Raw genomic sequence first — 14,306 nt, 5'->3', positions numbered from 1 at the left:
AGGGGCGCTGGGGGTGCCACCGGCCGAAGGCTGGGGGAGGAACCGCGCGACCAGCCACGACGCACCCGCACCCGACAACGCACCACTCACAGGTAACAACCAGGCCGCCCCCAAGAAAACACGCCGTCGCCTTCCGGCCACCCACCCTTGACACGCTGACCCAGTGTTGGCCATGGCTTTCCCCGTCGATCTACGCCGCTGCCAGGTTCTCGGCCTGGCCGGCACCGCCTTCCTCGCCCTGGGAGGCGAGACAGCCGGCGCCCTGCCCGTGGCGGACCTCCTCGCGCCGAGCTCCGTACAGGCGGCGTTGGGCCTGGTCGGGGTCTACTTCGGCGTCGTACTGCTCATCGCGGCCTGGCTGCTGCTCGGCCGCCTGGTGCGCAGCGCCGACCCGCCCACCCCGCGCCGACTGCTGCTGGTCCTCGCCGTCTGGGCGGCCCCGCTGCTGCTCGCGCCGCCGCTCTTCAGCCGCGACGTGTACAGCTACCTGGCCCAGGGCGCGATGGTCGACGCCCACATGGACGTCTACACCTCGGGACCCGCGCAGCTCGGCGGACCGCTCGCCGACCAGGTCGCCCCGGTGTGGCAGAACACCGCCGCCCCGTACGGCCCCGCGTTCATGGGCGTGGCCTCCCTGCTGTCCGGGCTGACCCGCGGCGAACTCCCGGCCGGGCTCTTCGGGATGCGGCTGGTGGCGCTGCTCGGCGTCGGCCTGATGGCGGCCGCGCTGCCCCGGCTCGCGCGGCACAGCGGCGCCGACCCGGCCGCCGCCCTGTGGCTCGGCGCCCTCAACCCGCTGGTGCTGCTGCACCTGGTGGCCGGCGCCCACAACGACGCCATCATGCTCGGTCTGCTCGGCCTCGGCCTGGTCGCGGCGCTCGGCCGCTGGCCGGTCCTGGGAGCCGTACTGGTCACGCTCGCGGCCCTGGTCAAGGCGCCCGCCGCGCTCGGGCTGCTCGCGATCGTCGTCGTACAGGCACGCCGGGGCCGCAGCCCGGTGCACGCCACCCTGCTGACGGCCCTGGCGTCCGGTGTCACGACCGTGGTCGCGACCGCCGTCGCCGGCACCGGGTACGGCTGGATCAGGGCCCTCGACACCCCCGTCTCGCCGCACAACTGGGCACTCAGCAGCCTGCTCGGCCGGGCCACCGGCGCGCTCCTCGCACACCTCGGCAGCGACCTGGCCCCGCTGGCCCTGCCGGCCTGGCACCTGCTCGGGCTGGCGCTGACCGCGGTGACCGTGCTGCTGATATGGGTCCGGCTGCGGCCCCGCCCGGTCTACGCCCTCGGCCTGAGCCTGGCCGCGGTCGCCGCCTTCGGACCCGCGATCCGGCCCTGGTACGCCATCTGGGGCCTGTTCCTGATCGCGGCCGCGGCACCCAGCACCTCGGTACGGCACCGGGTGGCCACCGTCACCGGTGTGCTCGCCCTCGCCGTGCTGCCCAGCGGCGGCCCCGCCGACGTCGGCCAGCTGGTCCTCGCCGTCTCCGGCGGGGTGCTCGGCGTGGTCGTGCTCTGGCAGGCCCACCAGGCCGCGCAGGCCCCGGCGATGGGACGTACGGCATGAGAGGCCCGAGAGCACCACGGACCGAGCGGGGGAGGGTGCTGCTCGTCCTGGTCCTCGCCGCCGCCGTGACCGCGTTCACGGCGACCGTGCCGCTGCTGCGCGACTGGTTCGACCTGCGCGTCTACTACGGCACCGTGCACACCTGGGTGCACCACGGCGGCCGGATCTACGACTACCGGGTGCCGGGGACGGAGTACGGCTTCACCTATCCGCCGTTCGCCGCGCTCGGCATGCTGCCCATGGCGCTGGTGGGGCTGCGCCTGGCCATCGCGGCCTCGCTGCTGCTCAACCTGGCCGCGCTGGCGTTCGTGCTGCGCGTCCTGGCCGGGCCGGGCCGGCGGCGCCTGGGCTGGTACCGCTGGGCGCTGATCCTGTGCGCGCTGGCGCTGTTCGAACCACTGCGGGACACCTTCAGCTTCGGCCAGGTGAACCTGGTACTGCTCGCCCTGGTCCTCGCCGACTGCCGGCTGCTGCGCGGCGGCCGGGGCCGCTGGGCGGGCGTCGGGATCGGGCTCGCCGCCGCGGTCAAGCTGACCCCCGCGCTGTTCATCGGGATGCTGCTGCTCGCCCGCAGGTGGCGGGCGGCGGCGACGGCGACGGCCGTGACGCTGGCGGCCACCGGCCTCGCCGCCTGGGCCGACCCGAGGGCGTCCCGCTTCTACTGGACGCGGGCACTGTGGGACACCAGCCGGGTGGGCCGGCTCGACTACGTGTCCAACCAGTCGCTGCAAGGCGTCCTGGCCCGGCTCGGTCATCCGGACAAGCCGCTGTGGGCGATCGTCGTCCTGCTCACGCTGGCCGTGTGGGCGTGGCGGACCCGCGGGGCGGTGGCGGCCGGGGACTGGACGGCCGCCTTCGCGCTCACCGGTCTCACCGCCTGCCTGGTCAGCCCGATCACCTGGGTGCACCACCTGGTGTGGGTGCTGCCGTCGTTCGTGGTCCTGGCCCGAGCCGGGCACCCGCGGATCGCGGCCGCCCTGTACGCGGTGATGTGCACCAGCGTGGTGTGGCTCTGGTTCGACGACGCGTCCGGGATCGACGGCTTCCTCGGCAGCAACCTGTACACCTGGATCACGCTGGGCCTGCTGTTCGGCCTGCCGACCGGTCAGGCGCGCCCGGCCGGACCGGACGGGCCGTCCGGTCCGGTGGGCGAGGAGGGTTCGGCGGCACGGCGGGAGCGGTCGGAGCGGTCGCCCCTGAGCCGCATCGCCAGGGTCACGGCCCCGGCGCCGAGGGCCGCGACGGCCGCGACGACGGCCGTGTCCGGCCAGCCGGAGTCGTCCTGGGAGGCCGTGGCCGCGGCCATCGGCACGGTGCTCGGCCCGGGCCGTGGGGCGGGTCGCAGCGCGTCCAGCGAGCCCACCGGATCGACCCGTCCGGCCGCTCCGAAACCCCAGTCGAGCAGCTGACGGGCCTCGTCGTACACGCCGCCGTCCTGGGGGTTCATCACCGTCACCACCAGGGTCCGGCCGCCCCGCCGGGCGGCGGCCACCAGGGTGTTGCCGGCGTTGCTGGTGTAGCCGTTCTTGATGCCGATCATGCCGGGGTACCGGCCCACACCGTCCTCGCCGGTCAGCAGCCGGTTGGTGTTCTCGATGCCGAAGGACCAGCCGTCGCCGGCCGGGAAGCGGGCCTCGGCGGTGGAGCAGTAGCGCGCGAAGTCGGGGTCGCGCAGCCCGGTCCGGCCGAACACCGCCAGGTCGTACGCCGAGGAGACCTGGCCGGGCGCGTCGTAGCCGTCGGGGGACTCCACGTGGGTGTCCAGGGCGCCGAGCGAGCGGGCCTTGGTCTGCATCCGGGTGACGGTGCGGTCCCAGCCGCCGTCGAGCGCGGCCAGGACGTGCACGGCGTCGTTGCCCGAGCTGAGGAAGACGCCGCGCCACAGGTCGGCCACCCGGTAGGTGTGCCCCTCCTCGACGCCGACCAGGCTGCTGCCCTCCTCGACGTCGGCCAGTTCCCCGGGCGTCACCCGGTGTTCCAGGCCGGCGGGCAGCGCGGGCAGCACGGTGAGCGCGAAGAGGGTCTTCAGCGTGCTGGCCGGTGGCAGCCTCAGGTGTGCCTGGTTCGCCGCCAGTACCTCGCCGGTGTCCGCGTCGGCCACCAGCCAGGAGAGCGCGGAGACGTCCGGGACCGCGGGCGCTCCCGCGTGCGGCCGGACCTGGACGCCGGAGTGGTAGAGCAGCGCCGGCCCGGGCACCGCCGCCCCCGGGGCGGGCGCGGTGGCCTCCGCGGCGGCCGTGGCGGGGGTCAGTGCCAGCAGCCCGGCCACACAGAGGGCGCAGGTGGACACCGCCGCTCGGCGCGGGAATCGGTCAGTCAATCCGATCGTCATACGATCAACGTAGGAAGGGTGGCGTCCTACGGCGCGCGGCCCTGGGCCGGATGGCTGCCCCGGGCAACCCGGATGCCGCAGCCGGGGGCCCCGGCGCCGGTCCGTCAGCCCGCCGGCAGGGTCGGCTGGACCCGGCGCAGGAAGGTGGCGTTGTCCGGGGTCTCCCGCATCCGCTGGAGCAGGGTCTCCAGGCCGTTCGGGGTGCCCTCCCGGCCCTGCAAGGCCCGGCGCAGCCCGCGTACGACGGTCAACTCGGCCGGGGTGAGCAGGAATTCCTCGCGGCGGGTGCCGGAGGGGCCGATGTCCACGGCGGGGAAGACCCGCCGGGAGGCGAGCTCGCGGTCCAGGCGCAGCTCCATGTTGCCGGTGCTCTTCAGCTCCTCGAAGAAGTAGCCGTCGGCCCGCGAACCGGTGTCCACCAGGACGGTGGCGAGGATGGTGAGCGAGCCCCCCTCCTCGGCCTTGCGGGCGGCGCCGAAGAACCGCTTCGGGCCGAGCAGCGCGCCGGCGTCGACACCGCCGCTGAGGGTGCGGCCGTTGGAGGCGGCCGCGTTGTTGTGGGCCCGGCACAGCCGGGTCAGCGAGTCGAGCAGGATGACGACGTCCTCGCCGTCCTCGACGAGCCGTTTGGCCCGCTCGACGACGAGTTCGGCGAGGGCGATGTGCTCCTTGGCGGGCCGGTCGAAGGTGGACGCGTACACCTCGCCGCGCACCGAACGCCGCATGTCGGTGACCTCCTCGGGGCGCTCGTCGAGCAGCAGCACCATCAGATGCGCCTCGGGGTGGTTGCCGGCGACGGCGGCCGCGAACTGCTGGAGCAGCACGGTCTTGCCGGTCTTGGGCGGGGCCACGATCAGCCCGCGCTGTCCCTTGCCGACGGGCGTGAACAGGTCGGCGACCCGTCCGGCCAGCCCGGCGGCCGGGTGCTCCAGGCGGAGCCGCTCGTACGGGTGCAGCGGGGTGAGGTCGCGGAAATGACGCCGGCCGTGCGGTTCGCCGGGGGCGCGGCCGTTGACGCGCGTGATCCCGGTCAGCGCGCGCCGGTCGCCCCGGACGCCCTCGACGAGGTCGCCCCTGCGCAGGCCGTGACGGCGGATCAGCGCGGGGGAGACCTGGAGGTCGGCGGGGGAGGGCAGGCAGCTCGGGGCCCGCAGCTGCCCCTTCCCGCCCGCGTCGATGTCGAGGACACCGGTGACGGGCTGGGCGGCGGGCCGCTCCTGCTGCTGTACGGGAGGTTCGAGTGTGGTGGTCATGAGGGGGCCCTTTCGAGGACGGAAGACATGATGGAGAAGGGGGAGCGGGCCGCGAGCGGGAGGCCGTGCACGCAGGCCTCCGTGCGGCGGGAACGGCACCTCGGGACGGCACCGGGGCCCGGGTCACGAGGTGGTGCTGAGAAGCCGACGGCCGGTCGGTGAACGACGGGCGACGTGGCTGGAGGAAACAGAACCGGCACTCGGCGCCCGGCGAAGGGGCGACCGTACGTGCTGATGGCACTATACCCACGGTTCCGTACGGGTCAACCTGCTCCCGGGCGCCGATATTCCCGGACCCGGCATGGCCGGAGCACCGCTCCTCGCGGGCCCGGGTGCGCCTACGATCGGCCATGTCCGTGCCGTACGGCCGTCAGGAGCCCTCCGTGCAGACCCCGCCCGCGCCGTACCGCCCCGACCCCGCGGGCGGCTGCCCGCACGCCGGCAACGCCGCGCTGCGGGCGCGCGGCGCGGTGACACCGGTCGCCCTGCCCGGTGGGGTCGAGGGCATGGCCGTGCTCGGCCACGATGCCCTCAAGGACTTCCTCCAGCATCCCGAAGTCGCAAAAGACGCACGGCACTTCACGGAACTGCGGCAGGGCCGCATCCCCGCGGGCTGGCCTCTGCTGACCTTCGCCACCGTGCGCGGCATGACCACCGCCGACGGCGCCGACCACCGCAGGCTGCGCGGACTGGTCAGCCGAGCCTTCACCCCGCGCCGGGTGGCCGAACTGCGCCCACGCGTCGAGGAGTTGACTACCTCGCTGCTGGACCGCCTGGCGCGGGCCGCGGCCCAGGGTGGCGGGACCGCCGACCTGCGGCGGCACTTCGCGCTGCCGCTTCCGATGGACGTGATCAGCGAACTCCTCGGTGTGGAGACCGAGTTCAGAGACCGACTGCACCACCTGTCCAGCCAGGTGGTGGCCACCGACACCGAGCCCGGCGCGGCCGTCGCCGCCAACCGGGAGCTGATCGCCGTCCTCGGCTGCGTCGTCGCGGCCCGGACCGAGCGGCCCGGCGACGACCTCACCAGTGCCCTGCTCGCCGCCCGCGACGAGGAGGGCGGGCGGCTCGGCCAGGAGGAGCTGATCGGCACCCTGGTCCTGATGATCATCGCCGGGCACGAGACCACGCTCAACCTGATCACCAACGCCGTCCGTGCCCTGTGCGCCCACCGCGACCAGCTCGAACTCGTCCGCGCGGGGGCGGCGAGCTGGGCCGACGTCGTGGAGGAGACGCTGCGCTGGGACGCGCCGGTCAGCTTCTTCCCGTTCCGCTACCCCGTGCGGGACCTGACCGTCGACGGCACGGTGATCCCGGCCGGCACCCCGGTCCTGGCGGGCTACTCGGCGGCGGGCCGCGACCCGGCCGCGCACGGCCCGGACGCCGACCGGTTCGACGTCACCAGGGCCCACCGGCCCGGCGCCGCACGCCACCTCTCCCTCGGCCACGGCGCCCACTACTGCCTGGGCGCCCCGCTGGCCCGGCTGGAGGCCACGGTCGCCCTGGAGCGGCTCTTCGACCGGTTCCCCGCCCTGGACCTGGCGGCCCCGGAGGCGGCGCTCACCCGGCTCGCGGGCTTCGTCGGCAACAGCGTCCAGGCCCTCCCGCTACGCCTGGGCGCCTGAGGCGCATACCAGCCATACGAACGCCCGATGCCCCTTCCCTGACGCATTTCTTGTTCTCGCCAAAGGCCCTACCTACGCTGCCACCACCGCACTCGGGCGGCATGGGACAAGGGACTTGGCAATCATGGGTCGACTGGCCGGGAAAATCGCTTTCATCAGTGGAACGGGAGCAGGAATCGGCCGGGCCGCGGCACAGGTATTCGCGGCCGAGGGGGCCACCGTATTCGGCTGCGACATCGACGGGCAGAGCGCCGCGGAAACCGTGGAACTCGTCGAGAAGGCCGGCGGTGTGATGCGTTCACTGGCCCCGGTCGACCTTTCCACCGAGGCCGGGGCGCGGGAGTGGATCGAGGCCGGGATCGCCGAGTTCGGCGGGCTCGACATCCTCTACAACAACGCCTCCGCGCTGCGCAACGGCCCCTTCGAGACGATGCCGGCGGCCGACTGGTACTTCACCATCAGGAACGAACTGGACATCCCCTACTTCTGCACCCGGGCGGCCTGGCCGCACCTGGTCGCACGCGGCGGCGGCGCCGTCCTGAACGTCGCGTCCGTGGCCGCCGAGCGCGGCGCGCTGTTCATGCCGATGGTGCCGCACGGCGCCGCCAAGGGCGGGGTCCTCGCGATGACCAAGCACCTCTGCGCGGCCGGCGCGCCGCACCGCATCCGCGTCAACAGCATCGCCCCCGGCATGACCCGCACCTCCGCCACCGCCCCCTTCCTCGACGACCCCGACGGCCCGAAGGCGCAGCTGGAGGCCCGGATCCCGGTCGGCAGGGTCGGGCAGCCGGAGGACATCGCACGCGCCGCGGCCTTCCTCTGCTCCGACGAGGCGGCCTTCGTCAACGGCGCCAACCTCATGGTCGACGGCGGCGACAGCGCGATGGCGGGCTGAGCGCCGATGCACGCACGACTCGACCACGTGGGCCTCAACGTACGCGACCTGCCCGCCCAACTCGACTGGTACCGGACGGCCTTCGCGCTGAAGACCGTCTTCGAGTTCCGTCTCGACGGACCCGGTCTGACCGGTGTCGTCCTGGAACACCCGCACGGCTGGCGCATCGAACTGCTCGCCAGGCCCGGGTCCGTGCCCGGCCTCAGGGCCCCGGACCCGATGACCGCCGTACTCACCGAGGGGTACGGGCACTTCGCGGTCACCACCCCCGAACTCGACCCCGTGTACGCCGCCCTGGTGGCCCACGGGGCGGGCGAGGTCCTCGCCCCCGGACCGTCCCCCGAAGCGGGGGTGCGGATGGCCTGGGTCAAGGACCCCGAGGGAAATCTCATCGAACTCATAGAACGCGGCGAACTCGTAGAGCGCGGCACCACCGTTAACCCGTGAGATGGAGTACGGAATGACCAACGCTGTGAAAAAACTGGACGTGGGCACGCTCATAGCCTGCTGTCTGGCAGTTGCCGCCGCGCAGCTGTGCATTACCGTCCCCTCGCCCATCAACGGCGAAATACAGTCCGCGTTCGGGGCTTCGGGATCCCAGGTCGCCTGGGTCACCTCCGCGTTCATTCTCCCCACTGCGATCCTGGAACTGAATTTCGGTGTGGTGGGCGACCTTTTCGGCCGCAAGCGGCTGCTGGTCCTCGGCGGATTCGTGCTGGCGATCGGTGAACTCCTCAACGCCACCTCCCAGAACATCACCATGCTCTGGATCGGGCAGGCCCTGGCCGGCGTCGGCGCCGCCGCGCTCTTCCCCAGCTCCCTCGCCGTGATCGCGGCCGCGACACCGGAGGAGAAGGACCGCGCCAAGGCGGTCTCCATCTGGGCGCTGAGCATCTCCCTCGCCTCCGCCGTCGGTCCGCTGTCCTCCGGGATCCTCGCCACGGTCGCCGACTTCCGCTGGGCGTTCGTACCACCGGTCGTCCTAGGTGTCGCGGTCGGCATCGCCTGCTGGGCACTGGTCACCGACTCCAGGGCGCCCGAGGGCCGGGCCCTGGACTGGCCGGGCCAGATCAGCGTCGCCGTCGGCCTCACCGCCCTGCTGTGGGGCATCATCGAGGGCGGTGACCGGGGCTGGAGCAGCCCGTCGATCGTCTCCGCGCTGACCCTGGCCGCCGTGGCCCTGATCGGGTTCGTGGTCGCCGAGAAGCGCGCCGTGTCCCCGATGTTCAACCTGGACCTGCTGCGGATCCCGTCGTTCGCGGCGGCCGCCGTGGTCGCGCTCACCGGGATGTTCGGCTTCATCGGCACGGCCTACGTCGTCTCCATCCGGCTGGGCGCGGTCATGCACCTCAGCGCCCTGCGGGCCGGCATGCCGTTCGTGATCCTCCAGCTGATCCCGCTGCTCCTCGCCCCGGTGCTCAGCAGGATGCTCACCCGCGTCGAGCCGCGCTGGCTGCTGATGGGCGGTCTGCTGCCGATGGCCGCGGGTCAGTTCTGGATCGCCGCGCTGCCCATCACCACCACCTCGCTGGCCGCCTTCATCGGTCCGGTGCTGCTGCTCGGCGTCGGCTTCATCTGCGTGGTGTCCTCGCTGACGTCGGCCGCGGTGAACGCGGTGCCGATCGAGATGACGGGTATGGCGAGCGGCGCGACCAGCCTGGTCCGCGAGTTCGGCCAGGGCCTCGGCCCGGCTGTGATCAGCACGGTCGCCATGAGCGCCGCGTCCTCCGCGCTCGTCGGCAAGCTGTCCGGCGCCGACGCCGGGATGGAGGCCGCGGCCGGTCCCCTCGCGGTGGTCAACGCGGGCAGCGACAGCGCCAGGGCGGCCGCGCAGGACGCCCTCGCGCACGGCATGGCCCTGGGCGTGGTGATCTGCGGCTGTGCCTCGCTGCTGGGCGCGGTGGTCACCCTGCTGCTGGTCCGCAGGAACACCGCCCGCGCCACGGCCCAGGTGCCGGTGCAGCCCGCGTCGGCCTGATCCGCGGCGCGCGGTGCGGGCCGGGGCCGGTGCCCCGGCCCGCACGTGCGTACCGGCCGCGACCGCCCGGCCGGCCAGGGTGTGTTGCGAAGGTCCCGCCTGCCTCGCAATACACCTAGCGCCCGAGTGGCGCGAGACGTGCCCGCAGGCCGGCGGGGGCGAGTCTGCCCATGAACTCCAGGGCCACCGACGAGGCGTTCGGCGACTCGATGGCGAAGCGCTGCGCGAGCCGCGAAGTGGCCAGCGTGAGCTGCCGCATGGCCAGGGCCGAACCCAGGCAGACCCGCGGCCCGGCACCGAAGGGAAGATAGGCAGGACCGGGAGCCGGTATCCCGTTCAGCCACCGGGCGGGGTCGAACTCGTCGGGCCGCCGCCACCACCGGGGATCCCGGTGGATCAGGTAGGCGTTGAGCAGGACGTCGTCTCCGGGAGCGACCGACCAGTCGCCCAGCCGTGTCGCCGTACGGGCGGTGCGGGTCACCAGCCACGCGGGCGGATACAGCCGGAGCGTCTCCCGTACCACCGCCTCGGCGAGCGGCAGCCGGGCCGCCGTCGACGGGCCGGACGGCAGGGCGGCGGTACCGTCCGCCGGCCCGTCCGCCTCGTCGCGCAGTTCGCCGACGAGCCCGGGCCGCCGCGCCAGTTCCCACACGACCGAGGTGAGCGCGGCGGCGGGCACGCCGTGGCCGCCCATCAGAACGCTGTGCAGCGTCGACGTCACGATGTCGTCGGGCATGGCCGGCTCGGCGGCGAGCAGGGAGCCGAGCAGGTCCCCAGGGGTGTCCCCGGCGGGGGACGCGCGGCGCTGCCGGACGATCACGGTCAGTGCCTCGGTCAGGTCTCGGGCGGCGCGGAAGAAGCGGCGGTGACGGGGGAGCGGCAGCCAGGCGGGGAACTCGTAGGACGACTCCGTGAACGGCCGGGTGGCGCGGATGAGGTCGTGCAGCAGGCCGGGGACGCCGGGGGCGTCGGTCCCGAAGCAGTAGTCGGCGATCGCGCGGGCGGTGAACGCGCGCATCGAGGTGAGCACGTCCACCTCACGGCCGGCCCCGTCGGCCGCCACCGCGTCGAGGATCCCGACGGTCCGGTCGTCGGCCGCGGCCGAGGCCGCGCGGTTGAGGCCCGGCCAGGTGGCACGGCGCGCGGACATCCACGCGGTGGCCTGCGCGGTGGCCTCGTCGAGGTCCCGCCGCATGTCGAAGGGCGCGAGTTCGGTCACGAAGCTGTGGCCGGTGCGCGTGAGGACGTCATGGGTGAGGTCGGGGTCGATCACGAACACCGTCTGCTCGTCGTAGGAGAAGACGTCTCCGTACTCGCGGTGGCAGCGACGCAGGAATCCGATCCGGTCGGCCTCGTACGCACGGGTGTTGCCCGTCAGCCAGTGCCCGCGTGGACCCGGCGGCCGTCCCGACGTCTCGCGTTGCGCCATCCGGCCTCCCCCCAACAGATCGCAGGACCCCTCGGACGGGATCCTGCGATCGGTGTTCTTCCACTGTTTCCGGTGGACCTGGCCCTGAAAGGTGCGGGGTCGGGCTACCGGAGCTGGTAGGGCCAGTACGGGTAACGTCCGCTGACCCGCTTCCTGCCCACCAGGCGGGCCACCAGGCGTCGGGTCCGTTTCATGAACACCCCCATTGCCATCTGGGCGAATATTTGTCCGATCGTGGCATGGTCTGTCGGGGCGGGCAATATGCCGGACCGAGGTTCCCCTGGCAGTGGCCGGAATATCTGACGGCGGGTCAGTCGTCGGGGTGTCACGGATGTCCGCAATCCATAACGGTCCTGACCGGCGCGGGACTTGATGTCTGGTTATGCCTTATCTTCACGACATGTCCACGCCACCGCAGCAGCCGCCCTCCGCCCCGCAGCAGCCGCCGTCGACTCCGCAGCAGCCCGCGCCGCCGCCCCAGCAGCAGCCCGCGCCGCCGACCGCGTACCCCTACCCGAACCCGCAGTCGCCGGCCCCGCAGAACCCCTACGCCCCGCCGGCCTCCGCCGGCCAGGCCGCCCCGCAGCAGGGCAACCCCTATGCCGCACAACCCGGTTACGGCTACCCGCCCCCGGCCCCGGCCGGGTCGGCGCCCGGCACGGGCAACGCCGCCGGGAGAGCCGTGCTGTGGGCCGCCGTGGGCGCGGTGGTCGCCTCCGCCGCCTGGGCGGCCGGGCTCTTCCTGACCGGCGGCTTCGGGCACGGCGCCGATCTGCGCGGTTATCAGGCGCCCGCGAATCTCTGTTCCGGCGCGGACTACTCGTCGTTCAAGGAGGAGTACCCCGCGGACGACTCCGCCCCGACCAGGAACACGCTGAAGGCCCCGGCCCTGGACGAGAGCTATTGCAGCCTCAGTCTCAAGAAGACCGGGTCCAGCTACGCCGACGCCTACCTGACGATGCAGGTCGACCTGCACAGGAAGACCGACCCGGGGCCGGAGTTCACGGCCACCTGGAAGAACTACGGGGACAGCCACACCGATTACGACGTGTCGCCGGTGCAGGGCATAGGCGACGAGGCCTACCTGGTCACCGAGGACACCAGCAGCGGTTCCACCACCAGCGGCTCCCGGTACGCGACGCTCGCGGTCCGGGACGGCTGGACGACCTACACGATGAGCTACAGCGCGTACTTCTCGTCGTACGACAGCGACACGAACCCGCCGACGCTCGACGCCGTGACGGGCTGGCTGAAGACCGACACCAAGTCCACCCTGGAACAGCTCAAGGGGTGACGCTCAGCCCTCGTCGAGGGCGTTGGTGATCGCCTTCACCGGGCCGTGCGCGGAGTAGCCGCCGTCGACGGTGATCTCCGCGCCGTTGACGTACGACGCCTCGTCCGACAGGAGGTAGACGACCAGCGGGGCCACCTCGTCGACCGTGCCCGGGCGGCCCTGGGGCGTCATCGCGAGGTGGGCGGCGACGAACACCGGGTTCGCGGTCGCCATCAGCGGGGTCTCGATGTACCCCGGGTGTACGAGGTTCGTGCGGATGCCGCGCGGGGCCAGCTCCAGGGCCGCCACCTTGGACAGCCCCCGCAGCGCCCACTTGCTGGTCGTGTACGCCACCGCGTGGTGCGCGGTGAGCCCCGCGACCGAGCCGACGTTCACGATCGAGGAACCGGCCGGCATCAGCGGGGCGAGGGCCTGGATACCGAGCAGGGCGCCGGTGGTGTTCACGGCGAAGGCGCGGTTCCAGTCGGCGAGCCCGACCTGGCCGAGCCGGGCCCGCATCGGGATGCCCGCGTTGTTCACCAGCCCGTGCACGACACCGAGGGAGTCCGCGAGCGCCGCCCAGTCCCCGGGCGAGGTCACGTCCAGGTGGACGTACCGGACGTCGAGGCCGTCGGCGCGCAGGGCCGCGGCGAGCTTCTCGCCCGCCTCGTCCAGCACGTCGGTCGCGACCACCGTGGCACCCTCCCGGGCGGCGGCGGCCGCCTCCGCGGCTCCCTGTCCCTGCGCGGCTCCGGTGACGACGACGGTACGGCCCGCCAGACGCGTGCGGCTCACGGCTTCCACGGTTTCCTCCCAAAGGGCGTGCGGGATGTCCTCCCGTCCACGCTAGGAAGCCGCGGACAGCTCCGGAAACGCGCTCTCCGGATGGCTGGCATCCGCCCCGGCGATCTCCAGCTGCGCCTCCTCCCCGAGCGCCGTCCCGACCCGGCGCACGGTCTCCCGCAGCCAGCGGTGCGCCGGGTCGGCGTGCCGGTTGTGATGCCAGTACATGGCCTCCACCAGCGGCACGTCGGGGAACGGCGCCGGTACGACCGCACAGCGCGCGAAGTCCTCGTAGCGCCGGGCCAGCCGCTCCGGGACCATCGCCACCAGGTCCGTGCCGCTCACCAGGAACGGCAGCACACTGAAGCCAGGCGTGCTGACCTGCACCTTCGGGGAGATCCCCAGGGTCTCCAGCTGGCGCTCGGCCGGGGTGTGGCTCTTGCCGATGGCGCAGGCCGCGTGCGGCATCTCCGCCAGGTCCCGCAGGGTGAGCCGGCCGTCCACCAGCCGCGGGTTGTCCGGGTCGACGATGCACACGAACCGGTCGTGCATCACGGCCTCGCTCACCCCGGGCAGCTGGTAGCCGAGCGGTACGATCATCAGGTCGTGGCAGCGCAGATGCGTCTCGGTCTCCAGCTGGCCGTCGACGATCGGGTGGAAGTCGATCCGGACACCGGGCGCCTCGGCGGCGATCACCCGCAGCAGCGGCTCCACGAACACCGTCATCACGTAGTCGGACATGACCACGGAGAACCGCTGGCGGCTGCGCCCCGGATCGAAGTGCCGGGTGAGCGACAACGCCTCCTCGGCCTTCTGGAGCGAGGCCTGGACGACCGGCAGCAGCCGCTCCGCGAGCGGTGTCAGCTCGTACTCCCGGCCCACCCGGATCAGCAGCTCGTCGTTGAAGTGCCGGCGCAGCCGGGCCAGCGAGCCGCTCATCGCCGACTGGCTGGTGGAGAGACGGACACCCGCGTGGGTGACGTTCTTCTCCTCCAGGAGTGCTTCCAGCGCCACCAGAAGATTGAGATCGATCGCTCCGAGACCCACGGATGTCCCCTTCCGGCCGGCCACGTCCTTGAAGCTTCGGTGAAACGCGAGGTTAACGAGCGGACGGCGGTCGAGGAAGGGGGGTCGTCACACTCTCAGGAAGATGTGATGACAGCCATTGGAG

The 14,306-nt window shown here is 72.9% G+C and carries 11 protein-coding genes and 1 pseudogene; 7 read left to right on the top strand and 5 right to left on the bottom strand.

Features of this window, described 5'->3' with window-relative positions; all coding sequences use genetic code 11:
- The first annotated feature begins 172 nt into the window (after nucleotides 1-172).
- Both mptB and AAW13_RS47585 read left to right on the top strand, forming a co-directional pair.
- Complete coding sequence (mptB, locus tag AAW13_RS05180; protein WP_046727783.1) at nucleotides 173-1,567, top strand: polyprenol phosphomannose-dependent alpha 1,6 mannosyltransferase MptB; 1,395 nt, start codon at nucleotides 173-175, stop codon at nucleotides 1,565-1,567.
- Complete coding sequence (locus AAW13_RS47585; protein WP_071659435.1) at nucleotides 1,564-2,976, top strand: glycosyltransferase 87 family protein; 1,413 nt, start codon at nucleotides 1,564-1,566, stop codon at nucleotides 2,974-2,976. The genes mptB and AAW13_RS47585 overlap by 4 nt, the downstream gene beginning before the upstream one ends.
- Nucleotides 2,977-3,065: 89 nt before the next feature.
- On the opposite strand, the pseudogene AAW13_RS05170 reads toward AAW13_RS47585, so the two are convergent.
- A pseudogene (locus tag AAW13_RS05170) lies at nucleotides 3,066-3,899 on the bottom strand (D-alanyl-D-alanine carboxypeptidase family protein); the annotation flags it as partial.
- Between the two features lie 104 nt (nucleotides 3,900-4,003).
- Nucleotides 4,004-5,152: a transcription termination factor Rho gene (gene rho, locus AAW13_RS05165; protein ID WP_046727780.1), complete on the bottom strand. Its 1,149-nt coding sequence runs from the start codon at nucleotides 5,150-5,152 to the stop codon at nucleotides 4,004-4,006.
- A gap of 350 nt (nucleotides 5,153-5,502) precedes the next feature.
- Here rho and AAW13_RS05160 point away from each other — a divergent pair, with 350 nt between their 5' ends.
- From AAW13_RS05160 to AAW13_RS05145, 4 genes are all read left to right on the top strand, one after another.
- Nucleotides 5,503-6,777 carry a cytochrome P450 family protein gene (locus AAW13_RS05160; protein WP_046727779.1) on the top strand — a complete coding sequence of 425 codons (1,275 nt, stop codon included), beginning with the start codon at nucleotides 5,503-5,505 and terminating at the stop codon, nucleotides 6,775-6,777.
- Between the two features lie 124 nt (nucleotides 6,778-6,901).
- Nucleotides 6,902-7,672 carry an SDR family NAD(P)-dependent oxidoreductase gene (locus AAW13_RS05155; RefSeq protein WP_079178713.1) on the top strand — a complete coding sequence of 257 codons (771 nt, stop codon included), beginning with the start codon at nucleotides 6,902-6,904 and terminating at the stop codon, nucleotides 7,670-7,672.
- Between the two features lie 6 nt (nucleotides 7,673-7,678).
- A complete protein-coding gene (locus tag AAW13_RS05150; RefSeq protein ID WP_046727778.1) occupies nucleotides 7,679-8,119 on the top strand; it encodes a VOC family protein in 441 nt (146 codons plus the stop codon).
- Between the two features lie 13 nt (nucleotides 8,120-8,132).
- Complete coding sequence (locus tag AAW13_RS05145) at nucleotides 8,133-9,650, top strand: MFS transporter (RefSeq protein WP_046727777.1); 1,518 nt, start codon at nucleotides 8,133-8,135, stop codon at nucleotides 9,648-9,650.
- Between the two features lie 115 nt (nucleotides 9,651-9,765).
- On the opposite strand, the gene AAW13_RS05140 is transcribed toward AAW13_RS05145, so the two are convergent.
- The gene (locus AAW13_RS05140) at nucleotides 9,766-11,079 is read right to left on the bottom strand and encodes a cytochrome P450 (protein WP_046727776.1); all 1,314 of its coding nucleotides are present in this window, start codon (nucleotides 11,077-11,079) and stop codon (nucleotides 9,766-9,768) included.
- Between the two features lie 400 nt (nucleotides 11,080-11,479).
- Here AAW13_RS05140 and AAW13_RS05135 point away from each other — a divergent pair, with 400 nt between their 5' ends.
- Nucleotides 11,480-12,373 carry a hypothetical protein gene (locus AAW13_RS05135; RefSeq protein WP_240528537.1) on the top strand — a complete coding sequence of 298 codons (894 nt, stop codon included), beginning with the start codon at nucleotides 11,480-11,482 and terminating at the stop codon, nucleotides 12,371-12,373.
- 3 nt (nucleotides 12,374-12,376) lie between these two features.
- On the opposite strand, the gene AAW13_RS05130 is transcribed toward AAW13_RS05135, so the two are convergent.
- Both AAW13_RS05130 and AAW13_RS05125 read right to left on the bottom strand, forming a co-directional pair.
- Nucleotides 12,377-13,147 (bottom strand): SDR family NAD(P)-dependent oxidoreductase, encoded by a 771-nt coding sequence (locus AAW13_RS05130; RefSeq protein WP_046727775.1) that lies wholly within the window; start codon nucleotides 13,145-13,147, stop codon nucleotides 12,377-12,379.
- A 51-nt stretch (nucleotides 13,148-13,198) separates the two neighbouring features.
- A complete protein-coding gene (locus AAW13_RS05125) occupies nucleotides 13,199-14,182 on the bottom strand; it encodes a LysR family transcriptional regulator (RefSeq protein WP_046727774.1) in 984 nt (327 codons plus the stop codon).
- Nucleotides 14,183-14,306: the final 124 nt, after the last annotated feature.

Source organism: Streptomyces humi (genome assembly GCF_001005085.2).
GTDB classification, from domain to species: Bacteria; Actinomycetota; Actinomycetes; order Streptomycetales; family Streptomycetaceae; genus Streptomyces; species Streptomyces humi.
The sequence above is the reverse complement of the archived record's forward strand: the minus strand, read 5'-3'. Positions and strand labels throughout refer to the sequence as shown.

What these genes read in the sequence shown, in the direction of transcription:
- AAW13_RS05155 (WP_079178713.1), top strand. Translation starts at nt 6,902, where the DNA reads ATGGGTCGACTGGCCGGGAAAATCGCTTTCATCAGTGGAACGGGAGCA.
- AAW13_RS05140 (WP_046727776.1), bottom strand. Translation starts at nt 11,079, where the DNA reads ATGGCGCAACGCGAGACGTCGGGACGGCCGCCGGGTCCACGCGGGCAC.
- AAW13_RS05135 (WP_240528537.1), top strand. Translation starts at nt 11,480, where the DNA reads ATGTCCACGCCACCGCAGCAGCCGCCCTCCGCCCCGCAGCAGCCGCCG.
- AAW13_RS47585 (WP_071659435.1), top strand. Translation starts at nt 1,564, where the DNA reads ATGAGAGGCCCGAGAGCACCACGGACCGAGCGGGGGAGGGTGCTGCTC.
- AAW13_RS05160 (WP_046727779.1), top strand. Translation starts at nt 5,503, where the DNA reads ATGTCCGTGCCGTACGGCCGTCAGGAGCCCTCCGTGCAGACCCCGCCC.
- AAW13_RS05150 (WP_046727778.1), top strand. Translation starts at nt 7,679, where the DNA reads ATGCACGCACGACTCGACCACGTGGGCCTCAACGTACGCGACCTGCCC.
- AAW13_RS05145 (WP_046727777.1), top strand. Translation starts at nt 8,133, where the DNA reads ATGACCAACGCTGTGAAAAAACTGGACGTGGGCACGCTCATAGCCTGC.
- mptB (WP_046727783.1), top strand. Translation starts at nt 173, where the DNA reads ATGGCTTTCCCCGTCGATCTACGCCGCTGCCAGGTTCTCGGCCTGGCC.
- rho (WP_046727780.1), bottom strand. Translation starts at nt 5,152, where the DNA reads ATGACCACCACACTCGAACCTCCCGTACAGCAGCAGGAGCGGCCCGCC.